Origin of the sequence: Cellulosimicrobium composti (assembly GCF_009711085.1) — a bacterium.
Classification (GTDB): domain Bacteria; phylum Actinomycetota; class Actinomycetes; order Actinomycetales; family Cellulomonadaceae; genus Cellulosimicrobium; species Cellulosimicrobium composti.
This window is the reverse complement of the sequence record NZ_WMKA01000006.1, coordinates 1-16,877: the sequence shown is the minus strand read 5'-3', so window position 1 is coordinate 16,877 and position 16,877 is coordinate 1. Positions and strand designations below refer to the sequence as shown.

General features: G+C 75.0%; 12 protein-coding genes. 1 reads left to right on the top strand and 11 read right to left on the bottom strand.

The features are described 5' to 3' along the window. The first annotated feature begins 3 nt into the window (after positions 1 to 3). A complete protein-coding gene (locus GJV82_RS03960; RefSeq protein ID WP_155098403.1) occupies positions 4 to 960 on the top strand; it encodes an HAD family hydrolase in 957 nt (318 codons plus the stop codon). Here the strand turns inward: GJV82_RS03960 and GJV82_RS03955 are convergent. The 11 genes from GJV82_RS03955 to GJV82_RS03905 all read right to left on the bottom strand — a co-directional run. Next, on the bottom strand, positions 913 to 2,670 hold the full coding sequence (locus tag GJV82_RS03955) for an L-aspartate oxidase (RefSeq protein WP_155098341.1): 1,758 nt from the start codon (positions 2,668 to 2,670) through the stop codon (positions 913 to 915). The two genes, GJV82_RS03960 and GJV82_RS03955, sit on opposite strands and share 48 nt — an antisense overlap. A 270-nt stretch (positions 2,671 to 2,940) precedes the next feature. After that, positions 2,941 to 3,825 carry a zinc metalloprotease HtpX gene (gene htpX, locus GJV82_RS03950; RefSeq protein WP_024842343.1) on the bottom strand — a complete coding sequence of 295 codons (885 nt, stop codon included), beginning with the start codon at positions 3,823 to 3,825 and terminating at the stop codon, positions 2,941 to 2,943. A 228-nt stretch (positions 3,826 to 4,053) separates the two neighbouring features. Next, positions 4,054 to 5,466: an FAD-dependent oxidoreductase gene (locus GJV82_RS03945; protein ID WP_115942044.1), complete on the bottom strand. Its 1,413-nt coding sequence runs from the start codon at positions 5,464 to 5,466 to the stop codon at positions 4,054 to 4,056. Positions 5,467 to 5,683: 217 nt separating this feature from the next. Then, positions 5,684 to 6,157, bottom strand: a complete 474-nt coding sequence (locus tag GJV82_RS03940) for an LpqN/LpqT family lipoprotein (RefSeq protein WP_115942043.1) — start codon at positions 6,155 to 6,157, stop codon at positions 5,684 to 5,686. A gap of 146 nt (positions 6,158 to 6,303) precedes the next feature. Next, positions 6,304 to 6,576 carry a WXG100 family type VII secretion target gene (locus GJV82_RS03935; RefSeq protein ID WP_021482523.1) on the bottom strand — a complete coding sequence of 91 codons (273 nt, stop codon included), beginning with the start codon at positions 6,574 to 6,576 and terminating at the stop codon, positions 6,304 to 6,306. A gap of 135 nt (positions 6,577 to 6,711) precedes the next feature. Next, positions 6,712 to 11,184, bottom strand: coding sequence for an FtsK/SpoIIIE domain-containing protein (locus GJV82_RS03930; RefSeq protein ID WP_318657254.1), 4,473 nt, complete (start codon positions 11,182 to 11,184; stop codon positions 6,712 to 6,714). 95 nt (positions 11,185 to 11,279) lie between these two features. Then, complete coding sequence (locus GJV82_RS03925; RefSeq protein ID WP_115942041.1) at positions 11,280 to 11,978, bottom strand: hypothetical protein; 699 nt, start codon at positions 11,976 to 11,978, stop codon at positions 11,280 to 11,282. After that, entirely contained in the window at positions 11,975 to 13,744 is a 1,770-nt protein-coding gene (locus GJV82_RS03920; RefSeq protein WP_318657253.1) for a serine/threonine-protein kinase, read from the bottom strand. Before GJV82_RS03920 ends, GJV82_RS03925 begins: the two co-directional genes overlap by 4 nt. Further along, complete coding sequence (locus GJV82_RS19370) at positions 13,741 to 15,390, bottom strand: FHA domain-containing protein (RefSeq protein WP_024842336.1); 1,650 nt, start codon at positions 15,388 to 15,390, stop codon at positions 13,741 to 13,743. Before GJV82_RS19370 ends, GJV82_RS03920 begins: the two co-directional genes overlap by 4 nt. After that, positions 15,387 to 16,244 carry a PP2C family protein-serine/threonine phosphatase gene (locus tag GJV82_RS03910; protein WP_115942038.1) on the bottom strand — a complete coding sequence of 286 codons (858 nt, stop codon included), beginning with the start codon at positions 16,242 to 16,244 and terminating at the stop codon, positions 15,387 to 15,389. The genes GJV82_RS19370 and GJV82_RS03910 overlap by 4 nt, the downstream gene beginning before the upstream one ends. After that, a partial coding sequence (locus tag GJV82_RS03905) for an FHA domain-containing protein (protein ID WP_155098339.1) occupies positions 16,241 to 16,877 on the bottom strand: 637 nt, incomplete at its 5' end. The genes GJV82_RS03910 and GJV82_RS03905, both read right to left, overlap by 4 nt.

The window sequence follows — 16,877 nt, the reverse complement described above, 5'->3', positions numbered from 1 at the left end:
CCCCTGCCCGACGGCGGCCCGCGCGCGTCCGTCCCGGGCCGCCCCGGGGCCGTGCCCGGGCTCCCGCGCGTCGTCGCGACGGACCTCGACGGGACGCTCCTGCGCTCCGACGGGAGCGTCTCCGCGCGCACCCGGTCCGCCCTGCGCGCCGCCGAGGACGCGGGGGTCGAGGTCGTCTTCGTCACGGCGCGACCTCCGCGCTGGCTCGGGCCGCTCGCCGACGTCGTCGGCGGGCACGGGCACGTCATCTGCCTCGGCGGCGCGGCGGTCTGGGACCTGGCGACGGCGAGCCCGCTCGACGTGTGCGGCTTCACGGCCGCGGAGGCGGCGGCGCTCGTCGCCGACCTCCGCGCGGCCGTCCCGGGCGTCGCGCTCGCGTTCGAGCGCGTCGACGGCCCCACGTTCGACCCGGGGTTCCGCTCGACGCCGGACGACGACGCCGCGGACGTCGCCGCGGTCGAGACCACGCTCGGCCCGCACGGCGCCGCACCGGGCGGCCCGGCGCGGCAGCCGGTCGGGAAGATCCTCGCGCGCGACCCGCGCTCCCCCGTGGACGACGCACCCGCGACGCAGCCCGTCGTCGTCGCCGACGCGCAGACGCCCGCGCAGGAGACGTTCTTCGCGCGCGTGCGCGACGCCGTCGGGGACCGCGCCCACCTCGCCTACTCCGGCGCCGCCGGACTCGCCGAGCTGCTCGCGCCCGCGGTGACCAAGGACGCCGCGCTCGCGCGCTGGTGCACCCGCCTCGGCGTCGACGCGCGCGACGTCTGGGCGTTCGGGGACATGCCCAACGACCTGCCCATGCTGCGCTGGGCAGGCCGCTCGTTCGCCGTCGCGAACGCCCACCCCGACGTGCTCGCCGCGGCGACGGACGTCACCGCGGCGAACGACGACGACGGCGTCGCGCGCGCCCTACTCGACGAGCTTGCCCACCACGGAGTCGTCGTGGCGCACGAGTGACGCGATCTCGGCGGGCACGGGCGGGATCTCCTCGGTCGTGACTCCGGTGCCGGGCGACCACACGAGGTTCACCTGCAGCGCCGGGTCGGTCTCCGGGAAGTCGGACCGGTTGTGGCACCCGCGCGTCTCGCGGCGCGCGAGCGCCGAGTCGAGCGTCGCGCGCGCCGCGAGCAGGGACCCCTTGAGGTCGAACACGTGCGCGAGGTCGTCGTACCCGGCGATGTCCGGGTGCGCGACGACGGCCCGCGCCCGGTCCTCGACCTCGCCGAGGAGCCGCAGACCCTTCGTGAGCCCGTCCGCGGACCGGACCACGCCCGCGTGCTCGGTCATGACGTCGCGCACGGCGCGCTGCAGCCGCCGCGCGTTCTCCTGCGCCGCCGGCTCGGAGCCGACGGCGGTCCCCAGCCCGAGCGCGAGGTCCACCTCGTGCGCGGCCTCGGCGACGGCGCCGCGGTCGCGCCGGGGCGCGTCAGACCCGACGGCGAAGTCCGCGGCGGCAGCGCCCGTGAGGCGCCCGTACACGAGCAGCTCGATGAGCGAGTTGCCACCGAGGCGGTTCTCGCCGTGCAGGCCGCTGGCCGCCTCGCCGATGACGTAGAGACCCTCGACGTCCGTCGCGTGGTCGGCCGCGGCGACCCGCACCCCGCCCATCGAGTAGTGGGCGGTCGGGGCGACCTCCATCGGCGTCGTCGTGATGTCGAGCATCTGCAGGTCGAGCATCATGCGGTAGACGCGCGGGAGCCGCTCCAGCACCTGCTCGCGCGGCAGGTGGGAGACGTCCAGGAGGACGCCGCCCTTCGCCGTGCCTCGCCCCTCGGCGATCTCGGTGAAGTTCGCGAGCGCGACGCGGTCGCGCGTCGAGAGCTCGAGCCGCTCCGGGTCGTAGCGCTCCATGAAGCGCTCGCCGAGCGCGTTGCGCAGGACGCCGCCCTCCCCGCGCGCCGCCTCGGAGACCAGGGTCCCCGCCGCGTCGTCGGGCTCGAGGATGCCCGAGGGGTGGAACTGGACGAGCTCCGCGTCGCGCAGGCTCGCGCCCGCCTCGACGGCGAGGCGCCACGAGTCGCCCGTGTTCTCGTCCCGCCGCGACGACGTCCGGCGCCAGATCCGGGTGTGCCCGCCCGCGGCGAGGATCACGGCGTCCGCGTGGATCGTCACGCGCGTGCCGTCGGTCACGTCGAACCCGTACGCGCCGAACACGCGCCCGCCCGCCGTGAGCAGCCGCGTCACGTAGACCGTGTCCAGCACCGGCACGTGCAGCTCGCTCGCGCGCCGCACGAGCGTGCGCTGGATCTCGAGGCCCGTGTAGTCCCCCGCGAATGCCGTGCGTCGGTACGTGTGCGCGCCGAAGAAGCGCTGGCTGAGGCGTCCGTCCGCCTCGCGCGCGAACGGCATGCCCCACCGCGCGAGGTCCTCGATGCCGCGCGCCGCGTTCTGCGTGACGACCTGCACGACCTCCGGGTCGGCCAGGAGGTAGGACTCCGTGATCGTGTCGGCCGCGTGCTGCTGCCACGAGTCCTGCGGGTCCATCGTCGCGAGCGCCGCGTTGATCCCGCCCGCGGCGAGGCTCGTGTGGGCGTCGTGGCGCCGGCGCTTGCCGACCGCGAGGACGTCCACACCCCGCTCCGCGAGCTCGATCGAGGCGCGCAGCCCTGCGCCCCCCGTTCCGATGACCAGGACGTTCGTCGCGAGACGTCGATGACTCGACTGCATGGGGAGACCTCCGTCGGAGCACCGCGGGTCCCCGCGGCTCCGACCGCGGAGACGGGCCCGAGCGGCTCGGGTCCACGTCCCACGCTAGGTCGGCGGGACCGTCCCCGGACCGGGTGGTGAGGTGGCTCACGCGGCCGGTGCGTCACGCCGCTGGGTCACGCTCCTGGGTCACGCTCTTGGGTCACGCTGCTGGGTCACGCTGCTGGGTCACGCGCGCCGGTCACGCCGGTGGATCACACGGGCGGGAGGAGCGGTGGGTCGGACGGCGGTTCAGTGGTACGTGATGCCGCCGTAGCCCGGGCCGTGGCCGGCCATCGCCTCGAGGCGCTTGATGCGCTCGGTCATCGGCGGGTGGGTCGCGAACATCTTCGCGACGCCCGCGCCGCGGAACGGGTTGGCGATCATGAGGTGGGACACGTCGACGAGGTCCCGGTTCTGCGGGAGCGGGGCGCGCTGCGTGCCGGCGTCGAGCTTGCGCAGCGCGGACGCGAGAGCGAGCGGGTCACCCGTGAGCCTCGCGCCGTCCTCGTCGGCGTCGTACTCGCGCGTGCGCGAGATCGCGAGCTGCACGAGCATCGCCGCGAGCGGCGCGAGGACGACCATCGCGAGGGCCGCGACCGGGTTCCCCCCGCGGTCGCGGTCGCCGCCGAAGATCAGCAGGAACTGCGCGAGCGAGGTGATGACGCCCGCGAGCGCGCCCGCGACGGAGGACGTGAGGATGTCGCGGTTGTACACGTGCATGAGCTCGTGGCCGAGCACGCCGCGCAGCTCGCGCTCGTCGAGGAGGCGCAGGATCCCCTCGGTGCAGCACACGGCCGCGTTCTTGGGGTTGCGGCCCGTGGCGAACGCGTTGGGCGCCTGCGTGGGCGAGACGTACAGGCGGGGCATGGGCTGGCGCGCCTGCGTCGACAGCTCACGCACGATCCGGTACATCGCGGGCTGCTCGAGCTCGCTGACCGGGCGCGCGTGCATCGCGCGGATCGCGATCTTGTCGGAGTTCCAGTACCCGTAGAACGTCGTCACGAGGCCGATGCCGACGAACAGCCACAGCAGGTTCGCCCGGGCGCCGAACAGCGCCCACAGCCCCAGGACGATGGCCCACATGAGGCCGAACAGGCCTGCCGTCTTGAGACCGTTGTAGTGCTGGCGTCCCACGCTGCGCTCCCTTCCGTGCCCGGGCGCCCCGCGCGGTTCGCGCAGGCGCCCGACGGGCGCCGACCCGGTCGACGCCCACCTGGTGAACGCCCGAGGCGACCGTCCCGTTCCCGCGCCCTGCTCACGTCGCGCCGGCGGGCGGGCGGCCCGACCCCGGGGACGACGACGGCGCCCCACCCGGGTGGGTGGGGCGCCGTCGTAGGTCCTGCGGTCGTGCGGAGCGGCAGGTCAGCCGACCTGGGCCTCGCCGCGCGCGATGCGGATCATCTCCTCGCGCGGCACGACCTTGATGCGCTCGCGCCCGTGCGGCTCGCCGAGCGAGCGCTCGTACGCGTCGAGGAGCTCCCAGCCGGACCACTCGACGTGGTCGACGCCGCGCTCGCGGAGGAACTCGACGATCGCCTCGGGGTCGCCGTGCGGCGCGACGCGCCCGCCCGCGAGGTCGGCCGCCGCGACGTCGCCGCCGTCGCCCGCGCCCGTGACGTCCTCCACGAGGTGCCGGACGGTCTCGGACGCGTCGGACTTCGTGTGCCCGATGAGGCCCACGGGGCCGCGCTTGATCCAGCCCGTCGCGTAGACGCCGGGGATGTGCTCGCCGTCGATGTCGATGACGCGACCCTCGCGGTTCGGGATGACGCCCTTGAGCTCGTCGAAGGGGATCTCCGGGAGCGGGGAGCCGAAGTAGCCGACCGCGCGGTAGACGGCCTGCACGGGCCACTCGTGGAACTCGCCGGTGCCGGAGACGGTGCCGTCGCCGTTGAGCCGGGTGCGCTCGGTGCGCAGCGCCTCGACCTTGCCGTCGCCGAGCACGGCGGCCGGGGCGTGGAGGAAGTGCAGGTGCAGGCGACGCGAGGCGGTGTTCTGGCTCGGGTCCTTGAGCGTCCAGTCCGTCAGGGTCTTGACGACCTGCTTGGTCTGGTTGGACGAGCTGATCGCCGCCATCGAGCCCTCGTCGAACTCGAAGTCCTCGGGGTAGACGATCACGTCGACGTCCGGCACGTGGCCCAGCTCTCGCAGCTCCAGCGGCGAGAACTTCACCTGCGCCGGGCCGCGGCGCGCGAACACGTGGACGTCCGTCACGGGCGACGCCTTGAGGATCTCGTAGACGTTCTGCGGGACCTCGGTCGGCAGCAGGTCGTCCGCGTGCTTCGCGAGCACGCGCGCGACGTCGAGCGCGACGTTGCCGGCGCCGATGACCGCGACCTGCTCGGCCTCGAGCGGCCAGGTGCGCGGGACGTCGGGGTGGCCGTCGTACCACGAGACGAAGTCGGCCGCGCCGTAGGAGCCCGGCAGGTCGATGCCCTCGATCGGGAGCGCCGCGTCGCGGATCGAGCCGGTCGAGAAGATCACCGCGTCGTAGTACTGGCGCAGGTCGTCCAGCTTGAGGTCGACGCCGTAGTCCACGTTCGCGAGGAGGCGGATGTCGCCGCGGCTCAGCACCTTGTGGAGCGCGACGATGATCTGCTTGATGCGCGGGTGGTCGGGCGCGACGCCGTAGCGCACGAGACCGAACGGCGCGGGCAGGCGCTCGAACAGGTCGATGCTCACGTCGAGGTCGGTCTTGGACAGGATGTCCGCGGCGTAGATCCCGGCGGGACCAGCGCCGACGATCGCGACGCGCAGTGGACGGATGCTGCTCACAGGACAGGGCGCCTTCCGGTCGAGGACGGGGGTCTCTCCCGCGCGGCCGACGGGCCGTTTCCGCGTCGACCGGTGGGGTACCGGCCGCAGGAGACCTCTCGATTGTACGACTGGGGTGAGGGTCGCCTCACTCGGACCCTCTCCTCCGTGACCAGGGTCGCACCGGTCTCGCCAGGTGGATACCCCGTCTTGTGATCCGGGCCAATGTAACGCCGGCTCAGCGGTCGACGCGCAGGCTCTCCTGGACCGCCCGGATCTCCGCCGCGGCCCACGGGTGCTGCGTCAGCGTGCACGTGCCCGTCGTCTGGACGAGGTCCGCGACCGGCCCGCGGGGGACGACGACCGTCCGCACCGACTGCACGAGGACCGAGCCCCCGCCGCCCTTGAACGACGCCTCGACCCAGCGCCCCGGGAGGCCGTCGACGTCGACGTCGCCGCCGTCGAGCCGGCGCATCCGCGGCAGCGGCTTGAGCTTGCGCAGCACCTCCGCGTGCGCGTCGTCGAGCGTGTGGTCGGCACGGATGCGCGAGACCACGACGATGACGTTCGGGTTGAACTCCCCCTCCTCCACCTCGCGGCCGAGCGCGAGCGGGAGGGCGACGTGCGGCAGGGGGACCCAGCGGTCCGGCGCGTCGACCCGGACCCCCACCGGGGCGGGGAAGTCGTCGCTCGGGAAGCGCAGCTCGGCCATGCGTCAGGTCCTCTCCTCGGGGGCCGCCGGTCGGGCCGGCGTCCCCGCAGTCTCGCAGACCGACGCCGCGCGGGCCGCGCCGCCCCCAGACACACCGAGGGCGCGGCACCCGTGCGGGTGCCGCGCCCTCGGTGGAGCCGAGCAGGTCAGCTGTTCGAGGCCTGCTCCTGCTGCTGCGCGTTCTGCGTGGCCTTCTGGCCGGCGTCCGTCAGCGTCTGCGCGACGTTGTTGAGCTGCGTCTGCGCAGCCGGCCAGTCGCTGCCCTTGAACTGCTGGGCGTCGGGGCCCTCCCACGGCACGCTCTGGATCTGGGAGTTCAGGTTCTGCATCGTCGTGCGGATCTCGTCCGCCTTCTGCTGCAGGGTCTGACCCAGCCCGCGCAGCTCCTCGACGTTAGCGCCCCACATGCCACCAGCCATGGTGTTCTCCTTCTGTCTCTCGACCCCCACCCTGCGTGGACGTCGTCCCGTTGTCGATGGAAGTACTCAACCATCGGGCCACGAGCGCCGTCGATGGGGAGGTGTCCCCATGACGTGCCCGTGGTCGTCACGTCGCTACCTCGGGAGTGCGACGTGCAGCTTGCGCGCCCGGCCGGAGACGACGAGGAAGCCGCGCCCGGGCGGGAAGTCCGCCCGGCGGATCCGGCCGAGGCCGGTGCCGAGCAGGGTGTCGCCGTCGAGGTCGCCCGGCGTGAGCAGGAGCCCGGTGCGGCCGGCCTTGAACGGCTGCGCGATCGCCCACGCCTGCCCCCACGTCGACGACTCCGCCTCGCCCACGACGAGCTGCTCGGCGCGCGTCGCGGCCCGCACGAACGCGACGAGCGGCTGCTCCGCGGGCGTGCCGGTGAACTCCGTCACCGACTCGACGAGGACCGTGAGCGCGCCCGGGCGCAGCGACCCGCCGTCGAGGGCCTGCGTGAGCGACTCCAGGAGCGTCACGACCTCCTCCGGCGACGTCGCGGCCGTGTCCCAGACGTCGAGCGCCGAGATGCTCGTGCGGCGCGGTGACAGGTACACGACCCGGCCCGCGCGCGCCCGGCGCACGGCCTGCGCGATCGTGACGAGCGCCGTCGTGCGCCCGCCCCCGGGCGGGCCGGAGAGCATGAACGTGCCGCGCGCGGGCAGGCCCACGGGCGCGATGTCGAGGTCGTCCAGGCCGATCGCCGGGCGGTCGCCCGCGAGCTCCGGCAGCGCGTCGAGCGTGAAGCTGTCCGGGAGCCGCTCGACGCCGGGCGCCTGCGGGATGCCGAGGCGCACCATCGCGTCGCGCAGCTTGCCGAGCTCGCGCGCCTGGAGCGCGACGTTCGGGTCGCCGCCGAGCACCGCGACCTGGACCTCGTTCTCGTCGAGCACGCCGCGGCCGGGCGGGGACGTCAGCGAGAGCACGTCCTTCGGCACGCCCAGCGTCAGGTAGTCGTCCTCGCTCGCGAGGCGCAGCACGAGGCGCTTCTGGATCGTCGAGCCGAGCGACGTCGGCACCGACGCCGCGCGGTCGCCCGCGACGACGACGTGCACGCCGACCTGGCGGCCGTCCGTCGCGACGGCCGTGAACGCGCCCCACACCGGGAACGCGTGCGCGGGCCGGAACTCGTAGGACTCGCGGAACGCGCCGATGCCGTCGACGAGCAGGAGGATGCGCGGCTCGTCGGGCGCGTTCGCCAGGCGCCGGTACTCGTCGAGGCTGCCCGCGCGCACGGCGGCGTACCGCGCCGAGCGCTCGTCGACGAGGTCGCGCAGCGTCCGCAGCACGCGCTGGACGCGCTCCTCGTCGTCGCCGGAGATGACCGCGCCGACGTGCGGGAGGTCCTCGAGCATGCGCAGACCGCTCGCGCCGGCGTCGATCGCGTACACCTGCACGGGGCCGCCGCGCGCCGTGATAGCGGCCGAGACCGCGATCGTGCGCAGGGTCGCGCTCTTGCCGGAGCCACCGGTGCCGTAGATCGCCATGTTGCCGTCGCGGTCCGGCTCGTAGAAGACGGTCGGCTGCGCCTGGGTCGTCGGGTCGTCCTCGACGCCGAGGAGCAGCATCGTGTCCGTCCGCGGGTTCGGCAGGCGCGCGAGGTCGTACGTGGGCGCGAGCTCGGGCAGCCACGGCTTGCGCGGCATCGGCACCGCCGCCTCGGTCGCCGCGCGCGAGATCGTCGCGACGATGCGCGCGATGTCGTTCGGCCCGGGGTCGGTGACCTCCTCGACCTCCGGCTCGGGCAGCTCCCAGCGGATGTCGGAGCCGAACGCCATCTCCTGGACGTCGATGCGCGGGCGCTCGGGCCGCGACGTCGTCCAGCCGCCCGCGTAGCCCGTCTGGAACGGCGTGATGCGGCCGGGGCCGGTCTTCACGGCGCCGCGGCCGGGGATCGACGGGTCGAAGTGCGCGGCCATGGGGATGCCGAGGATGTCGGTCGAGTCGTCCTCGTCCGCCATGCGCAGCGCGACGCGCAGGTTCGTGTTCGCGCGCAGGTTGTCCTTGATGACGCCCGCGGGTCGCTGGGTCGCGAGGATGAGGTGCAGGCCGAGCGAGCGCCCGCGCTGCGCGACGTCCACGACGCCGTCGACGAACTCGGGGACCTCGTTGACGAGGGCGGCGAACTCGTCGACCACGATCAGCAGGCTCGGCGGGGCGTCGGGGTCGCCCGTGCGCTCGAGCGACGCGAGGTCCTTGGCCTTCTTCCGGTTGAGCAGGTGCTCGCGGTAGCGCAGCTCCGCGCGCAGCGACGTGAGCGCGCGGCGCACGAGGTGCGGCGAGAGGTCGGTCACGAGGCCGACGGTGTGCGGCAGGTCGACGCAGTCCGCGAACGCGGCGCCGCCCTTGTAGTCGACGAAGAGGAACGTCACGCGGTCCGGGCTGTGGGCCGCCGCCATGCCGAGCACCCACGACTGGAGGAACTCGGACTTGCCCGCGCCCGTCGTCCCGCCGACGAGCGCGTGCGGGCCCTGGGTGCGCAGGTCGAGGTAGAGCGGCTCCGTGCCCGAGTGCCCGACGAGGCCGCGCAGGTTCGTGGGCGCCTTGCGCCGCACGGGCGGCGAGCCGTCGCGCGGCGTGAGGGACCCGTTCTCGCGCCACGCGTCGATGAGGCGGCCCGGGTCCTCGGCGAGCGCGGTGCCCGCGAGCGTGAGGTAGGAGACGGAGCGCGGCAGGTCGGAGTCGTCGTCGACCGGGGCACCGACGTCGACGACCGGCGCGAGGATGCGCGCGACCTCGTGGGCCGTGGGCAGGTCCACCGTCTCGCACGTCACGGGGAACGTGAGGCGCCCGACGCGGACCTCGCCGCTCGTCGCGCCCGCCGTGCCGGCCGAGGTCGCGTCCGCGGTGTCGACGAGCACGAACGTGCGGCACGCGGCCGGGAGCTGCTCGACGGTCGGCGCGACCCACACGACGTGCACGCCCGCGTCCGCGCCGCGCTCGACGAGCCGCGTGAGGCGCGACCGGTCCACCGGGGCGTCGTCCTCGACGAGCACGACGACCGTCGGCAGGACGGGCTTCGGGGTGTCCTCCCCCTCCTCGGGGTCGATGGGGCCGCGCAGCTCGGCGTGCGTGTCGAGGTCGGCACCCCGCGCCTCGACGAGGTCCTCGAGCTGGGACAGCAGGGCCTGCGCCGCGCCGGGGTTGTCGGCGAGGTGGTCGCCGCCGAGCGGGCTGTGCGGCGAGCCCGTGTGCGGCAGCCACTCGAGCCACTCCCAGTCGGCGCGCGAGCGCTGCGACGTCACCGCCGCGAGCACGAGCTCCGACGGCGAGTGCAGGCCCGCGAGCTGGACGAGGATGCCGCGCGCGACGGCGTCGACCGTCGACCCGGTGCCCGCGACGCCGAGCGCGCCGTCCGTGCGCAGGCGCGCGACGACGGGCACGCCCGAGATCGTCGCGCACTGCGCGTGCAGCTTCTCGAGCTCGCTCCAGAACTCCGGCAGCGTGTTGTTCTCGCTCGGCTGCTCGAGCTGCGTGCGCGCGGGCGCCGCGCCGAGCCCGACGCGCACCGTGAGGAACGCCTCGTGCTCGGGGCGGTGGGTCCACATCAGCCCGCCGAGCCGCCGCACCGCGTCGACCGTGTCCGCGACCGACGGCGCCTCCGACAGGCGCACCGCGCGCTCGACGGCGTGCGTGCGCTCGATCGTGTCGCGCATCGCCACGACGGCCGCCGCGAACTGCTCGCGCTGCGCCTTGAGCTTGCGGCGCGCCTGCACCTTCTGGTCGAGGTAGTTGCCGAGCATGAGGATCGGGCTCAGCCCGATGAAGACGATCGACAGGATGTTCCGCGTGACCGAGTAGAGGATCGTGCCCATGATCAGCGGCGCGACCATCGCGAGGTACGGGAAGCGCTGCGGCTCCGGCGGGGTCGGCGGCTTGGGCGCCTTGAGCTTGCGTTCCGGGAACCGTGCGACGACGCGCGGCGACCGGTTGAACTCCACGACCGGGCTCGTCGGCGCGAGGCTCGTCGTGCGGTGCAGCGCGACGACCGACACGACCGTGCTCCCGATCGTCACGGTGTCCGCGGACGTGAGCGTCGAGCGCATCATGCGCTGCCCGCCCATGACGAGGCCGTTCGCCGAGTTCGTGTCGGTGATCTCGATCGTCTCGCCGACCGTGATGCGCGCGTGCCGCTTGGACACCTGCGGGTCGCTCAGCCGGATGTCCATGTTGCGGTCGCGGCCGAGGTAGCTCGTGCCGACCGGCAGCGGGAACTCGCGCCCCGCGTCCGGGCCCTCGAGGACGCGCAGGACGGCGACCGCCGCGCCGCGGTCCTGACCCGGGGCGTCGAAGTGCTCCGACACGCGCACGATCGAGACCGTCGACCCGGACCGCAGGCCCGCCTCGACGAGGTCGCTCGTCGGGGACAGCACGCGCCCCTGGCCCGAGCCCGCCGGGGACGTGCCGACCTGGAGCGTGAGCCGGTCCGGGACGGCGGTGCCCGAGCGGGTGGGGTCGCCCGCGAACAGCGCCTCCGCGACGTCGCGCACGGTGGCCGTCGCGTCGGCCGTGACGGCGACGTTGGTCGTGCTGGCGTCGGGGCGGTGCAGCGTGAGCTTGATTCGCACGAAGGTTCCTGTTCAGGTTCGCAGGAGCGGGACGGCGGCGGCCCGAGGGCGCGACCCGGCGGAGCGCGCGGCGGCGCTCGCCGGGGCCGGCGCGCTCAGCCGTCGTCGGTCAGGTCGAGGAGGGGCAGGTCGGCCGCGGTGACGAGCCGGGACGCGACGGCGTACTCGACGAGGCGGGCGCGGCGGTTCGTCGCGAGCGCGCCCGGGCCGCCGCGCAGCCCCTTGACGCCGATCCGGTCGAGCTTGTCGCACACGTTGTCGAGCTTGCGGTTGAAGCGGGTCGTGGCCCAGCCGAGCCGCGCCGCCGCGGCCGCCGACGACGGGATCTCGGACAGGCCCGTGCCGTCACGCCGCAGCATCGGCTCGGCGAGGGCGACGATGAGCTGCTTCTGGCTCGTCGTGAACGTGATCATGCCGATCGTCGTCGCGCCCGAGTCCGGGTCCTCCGACCGGATCTCCTGGTACGGCGCGCCGTGCAGCTGCGCGGTGAGCTCGTACGTCGTCGGGCCGGCCGTGAACACGATGGACGTCGTCGGGAAGACGATCGGCAAGCGGTTGCCCGGCGACAACCACGACTGCACGCCGCCGCCCGAGTCGCACACCGTCGCGGAGATGAGCGACCCCACGTTGGCGAGCCACCAGATGCCGGCCTCGTGGGAGATGCGCAGGAAGCGCCGGTGCAGGTACGGGTTGTCCTCGATCGCGAGGTCCCCGTCGCGCCCGATGTCGAACGGCTCCCCGTCGACGGAAGGGCGGAACCACTCGCCGCAGAACTCGACCGCGAGCTCGCTCACGCCGCCTCCCCCGTCACGCAGGCCTTCTGGGGCGACGCCGAGAACCGGCCGTCACGCTCGACGATGACCTCGATGCAGACCTGCTCGCCGGGCTTGGCCCGGAGCTCGACCGTGGTCTCGTCGAACGCGTCCTTGTAGGGCGAGTCCTCGAGCACGTCGAGCTTCTTCCACGCGAACATGTCCCCCTCCTGCGCCTTCTCCGAGTCGTACGCCCACGTGAACGTCGCGACCTCGCGCTCGGGGTCGTACGTGCCCACGAGGTCGTTCACCGGCGGCACGAGGTCGCCCAGGTTGTCCGACGGGACGAAGTCGTCGTCCGGGGTCGTCGTGCTCTCGCCGTCGGCGGTCGGCGTCGTGTCGTCCGGCGTCCCGTCGGGGCGCAGCACGAGGAACCCCGTGACCGCGACGGCGACGCCGACGACCGCCGCGAGCGTCGCCCACAGCGCGCCCCGGCCGGTGCGCTCCTCCGTGCCCGTCGCCTCGGCCTCGCCCTCGGCCGGCCCGGCCGTGCGGTGGACCGTGTCCTCGACCGGCGGGGCGCCCCACGCGCCCGGCTGCCGTGCCCCCGGGTACAGGCGCGACGGGTCCGTGAGCTCCGCGACGGGCGCGAGCCCGGCCTGCCCGACGGCGGTCGTCGGCACGGTGCCCGACGTCCCGGCGGGCGCACCCTGGCTCCACGCCGCGGGCGGGTACGGGGCGTGCGCCGGGCCCGCCCCGGGCGCGGGCGCCGGGCCCGGCCAGGGCGTCGCGGGGTGCAGGGGCGTCGTCGGCTGCGTCGGGCGCGGCGGGGCGGAGGTGCCCGCCGCCGCGCCGGCGCCCGACGGGTCGATCGAGACGACCTGGCGCAGGCGCGTCCCGCCGTCGTCGTCGGGCTCCTCCTCCTGCACGTGGCCCGAGTCGTCGAGCAGGTCGATCGGCGTGACCGCGTACGACAGCTCGTTCTGCACCTGCTGCAGGGCGCGCGCGAACGCCAGGACGGTCGGGTAGCGCGACGCCGGGTTCTTCGCCATCGCCGTCGCGAGCACGCGCTCGAGCGACGCGGGCACGTCCGTGCGACCGGTGGGCGGCAGCGGCGAGCTCTCGATGCGCGAGATGAGGTTGGCGCTCGAGTTCGAGCCGCCGGGCACCTCGAACGGCGTGCGGCCCGCGAGCAGCGTGTACGTCGTCGCGGCGAGCGCCCAGACGTCCGTCGCGATCCCGCTGCGCGGCGGCTCCGCGAACGACTCCGGCGGCGACCACGGGATCGACATCCCCTCGGCGCGCGCGGCGTCGTCGACCGTCGAGGAGATGCCGAAGTCCGTGAGCGCCGGGTGCCCGTACTCGGTGACGAGGATGTTCGCGGGCTTGATGTCGCGGTGCAGGATGCCCGCGCGGTGCGCGGTCTCCACGGCGCCGGCGATCTGCACGGCCGTGCGCAGCGCCTCGGCGACCGAGAGACGCTCGCTGCGGTAGCGCGCCCCGAGGTTCGGGCGCGAGCAGTACTCCATCGCGAGGTACGGACGGCCGTCGTCCGCGATGTCCGCCTCGTACATCGTGACGATCGACGGGTGCGTCGAGAGCGTCGCCATGAGGTCGGCCTCGGCGTCGAACGCCGCGCGCTGCGAGTGGCTCGACCACTCGTGCAGCAGGACCTTGATGGCGACACGGCGGCGGGGCCGCTGCTGCTGGTACAGGAAGACGTCGGAGAACCCGCCCGAGCCGATGAGCGAGACGTACTCGAAGCCCGTGATCTCCGGGGGTGGTGACGGTGCGCGCTTCGTGCTCACCGGATCCCCTCGAACACCAGGGTCACGCCGTCGCCGAGGTCGACGACGTCGCCGTCGACGACGAGCACCGGCTCCGACGGGTGCAGGCGCCGCGGCGGCTGGCCCGTGCGCAGGAGCGTGGTGCCGTTGGTCGTCGCCATGTCGCTCACGAGCACGTGCCACCCCTCGAGAGTGATCTCGAGGTGCGAGCGCGAGATGTCCTGCTGCGGGCTCGGCACCGTGACGAGCCGCGGCAGCTCGGCCGACTGCGTGCGCGGCGAGCGCGGGCGCCGACCGACGACGACGGGCCGGTCGAGCTCGACCGTCTGCCCGGTCGACACGACGACGCGCCCGAGCGGCGGGCGGACCGCGAGCTCGGCGTCGCCGTCCAGCGGCGCGTCGCAGACCGCGCACGTCTCGCGCGACGGCGGGTTGGCGTGCCCGTGCGCGCACGTGCGCGCCAGGATCTGCTGCTGGCCCGGCGCGGGCGGGGCGGTGAACGACGGCGTCGGCGGTGCCGGGGGCGCCGCCTCGGGCGCCGCCTCCTGGGCGGCGGCGCGCAGGTCGGCGATCGCGGACGAGAGCACGGTGTGGCCGTCGTGGTCGAGGCCGGCCGCCTCGGCGGCCCCCTCCCCCTCCGGGTCGACGACGGTCGCGGCCCGGTGCGCCGCCGCGGGCGTGGCGCCGGTCCACTCGCGCGGGACGCCCGCGATGAGACCGTCCGCGACGGGCGGCGCGGGAACCGCCGGCTCCGCCGGAGCGGGCTCGGCCGGGGCGGCCGGGGGCGGCGGGACGGGCGCGGCGGCCGCCTCGGGCTCGTCGTGCTCGTCCTCCTCGTCGAGGCGCACGGCAGCGTCCTCGACGGTCCGCAGGATCGTGGAGCCCCACAGGTGGGCGTAGTCGTCGTCCGGCTCGTCCGCCGGCGCGTCGGGGGCCGCGGGCGCGTCGGAGCCCGTCGCGACCGGCTCGGGATCGTGCGGGACGCCGTCGGGCTCCGGCGCGATCGTCTCCTCGGGCAGGCGCAGCGTGGCCCCGAGCCCGTCGACGGGCGCGGCGGCGGGCTCCGCCGCGAGCGCGGCCGTCGGGGCGGCCTCGGGCGCGGGCGCCGTCGGCGCTGAGGGCGTGCCCGCGGGCTCCGCCGCGGCGGGCGTCTCGTCCTCGCGCGGCGCGACGGCGGGTCGCTCGACGAGCGGCCAGGCGACCGCACCCGCGAGCACGACGCCCGAGACCAGGGGCAGCGTGGCGGCGTCCCCGAGCAGCGGACCGCCGGCCGGGCCCTCGTCGAGCGTGCCCGCGAGGCCGGCGTCGACGCGGACGAGCAGCTCGACCACGTCCTCCAGGACGCGCTCGGACCAGGTCGTGACGCCCTCGCCGTCGACGCGCACGCGCTCGCCGCCGTCGAGCTCGAGCGTCACCGACACGCGGCCCCGGGCCGCGACGTGCACGCGGCGGTCCGTGACGACCGCGACGACGAACGGCGGCACCGTGCGCAGGCTCGACCCGAACGCGCCCGTGAGCACCTGGAGCACCTCGACGACGCCCGCGTCGGCGCCGAGCTGGTCCCAGACCTGCTCGACGAGCGACGCCTCCACCGGGCCGGGCAGGACGACGACCGTCCCACCCCGCACGACGGCGCGTGCCGTTCCGGTGACGTAGCGCAGCGTCACGTCAGACCCCCGATCTGCAGACGAACATCCCTGGGCAGCGTGTCCTCGTCGACCTCCGGCTCCGGCACCCCGGACTGGTCCCGCGGTGTCGTGCTCCCGCCGCTCGTGTCGTCGGACACGCCCGTCGCGTCGACGACGACGACTGTGATGTTATCCCGGCCACCGGCGGTGATCGCCTCGGTCACCAGTCGCTCCGCCGCGGCCTGGGGGTCCGGCGTGGACAGGAGCACCTCGCAGATGCGCTCGTCCGCGAGCTCGCCCGTGAGCCCGTCCGAGCAGACGAGGACGCGGTCGTGGCGCTCGATCGGCACGTACCAGAAGTCGACCTGGGGGGCGTTGCGCGAGCCGAGCGCGCGCGTGACCACGTGCCTCCGCGGGTGGGTGAGGGCCTCGGCCGGGGTGAGCAGCCCGGCGTCGACCATCTCCTGGACCTCCGAGTGGTCCACGCTCACCTGCTCGAGCCGACCGCCCGCGAGGTGGTACGTGCGCGAGTCGCCGACGTTGACGACGAGCCAGTACGGGTTGCCGTCCTGCTCGGAGACCACGACGCCCGTCACGGTCGTGCCGGCGCCCCGGCCGGGCTCGGTGACGATCGCCTGCACGTTCTCCTGCGCGACGGCGATCCGCTCGCGCACCGCGTCGGGCGTGACGACGTCGAGGTCGGCGAGCGGGCGCAGGGCCTCGACGGCCGTGGCGCTCGCGACCTCGCCGGCCTCGTGCCCGCCCATGCCGTCGGCGACGAAGAAGACGGAGCGCGAGACGAGGAAGCGGTCCTCGTTGAGCAGGCGCCGCGCGCCCCGGTGCGACGCCGCGCCCCAGGCGAGGTGGACCTCGGCGGGCTGGTCGCTCGTCACGAGGCCCCCGGGTGCACGACGATGCGCCGGTCGCCCACGTGGATGGTCGCGCCGACGGGGACGCGCACGCGCGCGCCCGGCTCGGCGACGCGCGGCGGGGCCCCGGGGACGGAGACGACGGTCCCGTTGGTCGAGCCGCGGTCCGTGAGCCACAGGCCGCTCGGGTCGACGCGCAGCTCGGCGTGCGTCTTGGAGACGGAGCGCGTGGGGTCGTCGACGGCGACGAGGTTCCACGGGCCGTCGTCGGGAGCCTGCGGGTTGCGGCCCAGGAGCGTCGGGCGGTCGACCGGGCGGCGCTCGCCGGACTCGAGCTCGATGACGACCGCGACGTCGGGCGCGGGGTCCATCGCCCGCACGTCCCTCGCGGTGAGGCGCGTGCTGTCCCACTCCGCCTCGTCCGGCTCGGCCGTGGGTGCGGCGGGCGCGGCCGTGGGCGGCACGGCGGCCGGTGCGGGGGTCGCGGGAGCAGGTGCCGGCGCGGAGGGCGCGGAGGGCGCGGAGGGCGCGGAGGGCGCGCCGCCGCCGACGCCCGGGACGCCGGTGATGAGGCCGCCGGAGGCGGGTGCGGGCGTCGAGGGGAAGGCCCAGGGGTCGCTCTCGGGCGCCGACGGCGCCGCGGGCGCCGGGCCCGGC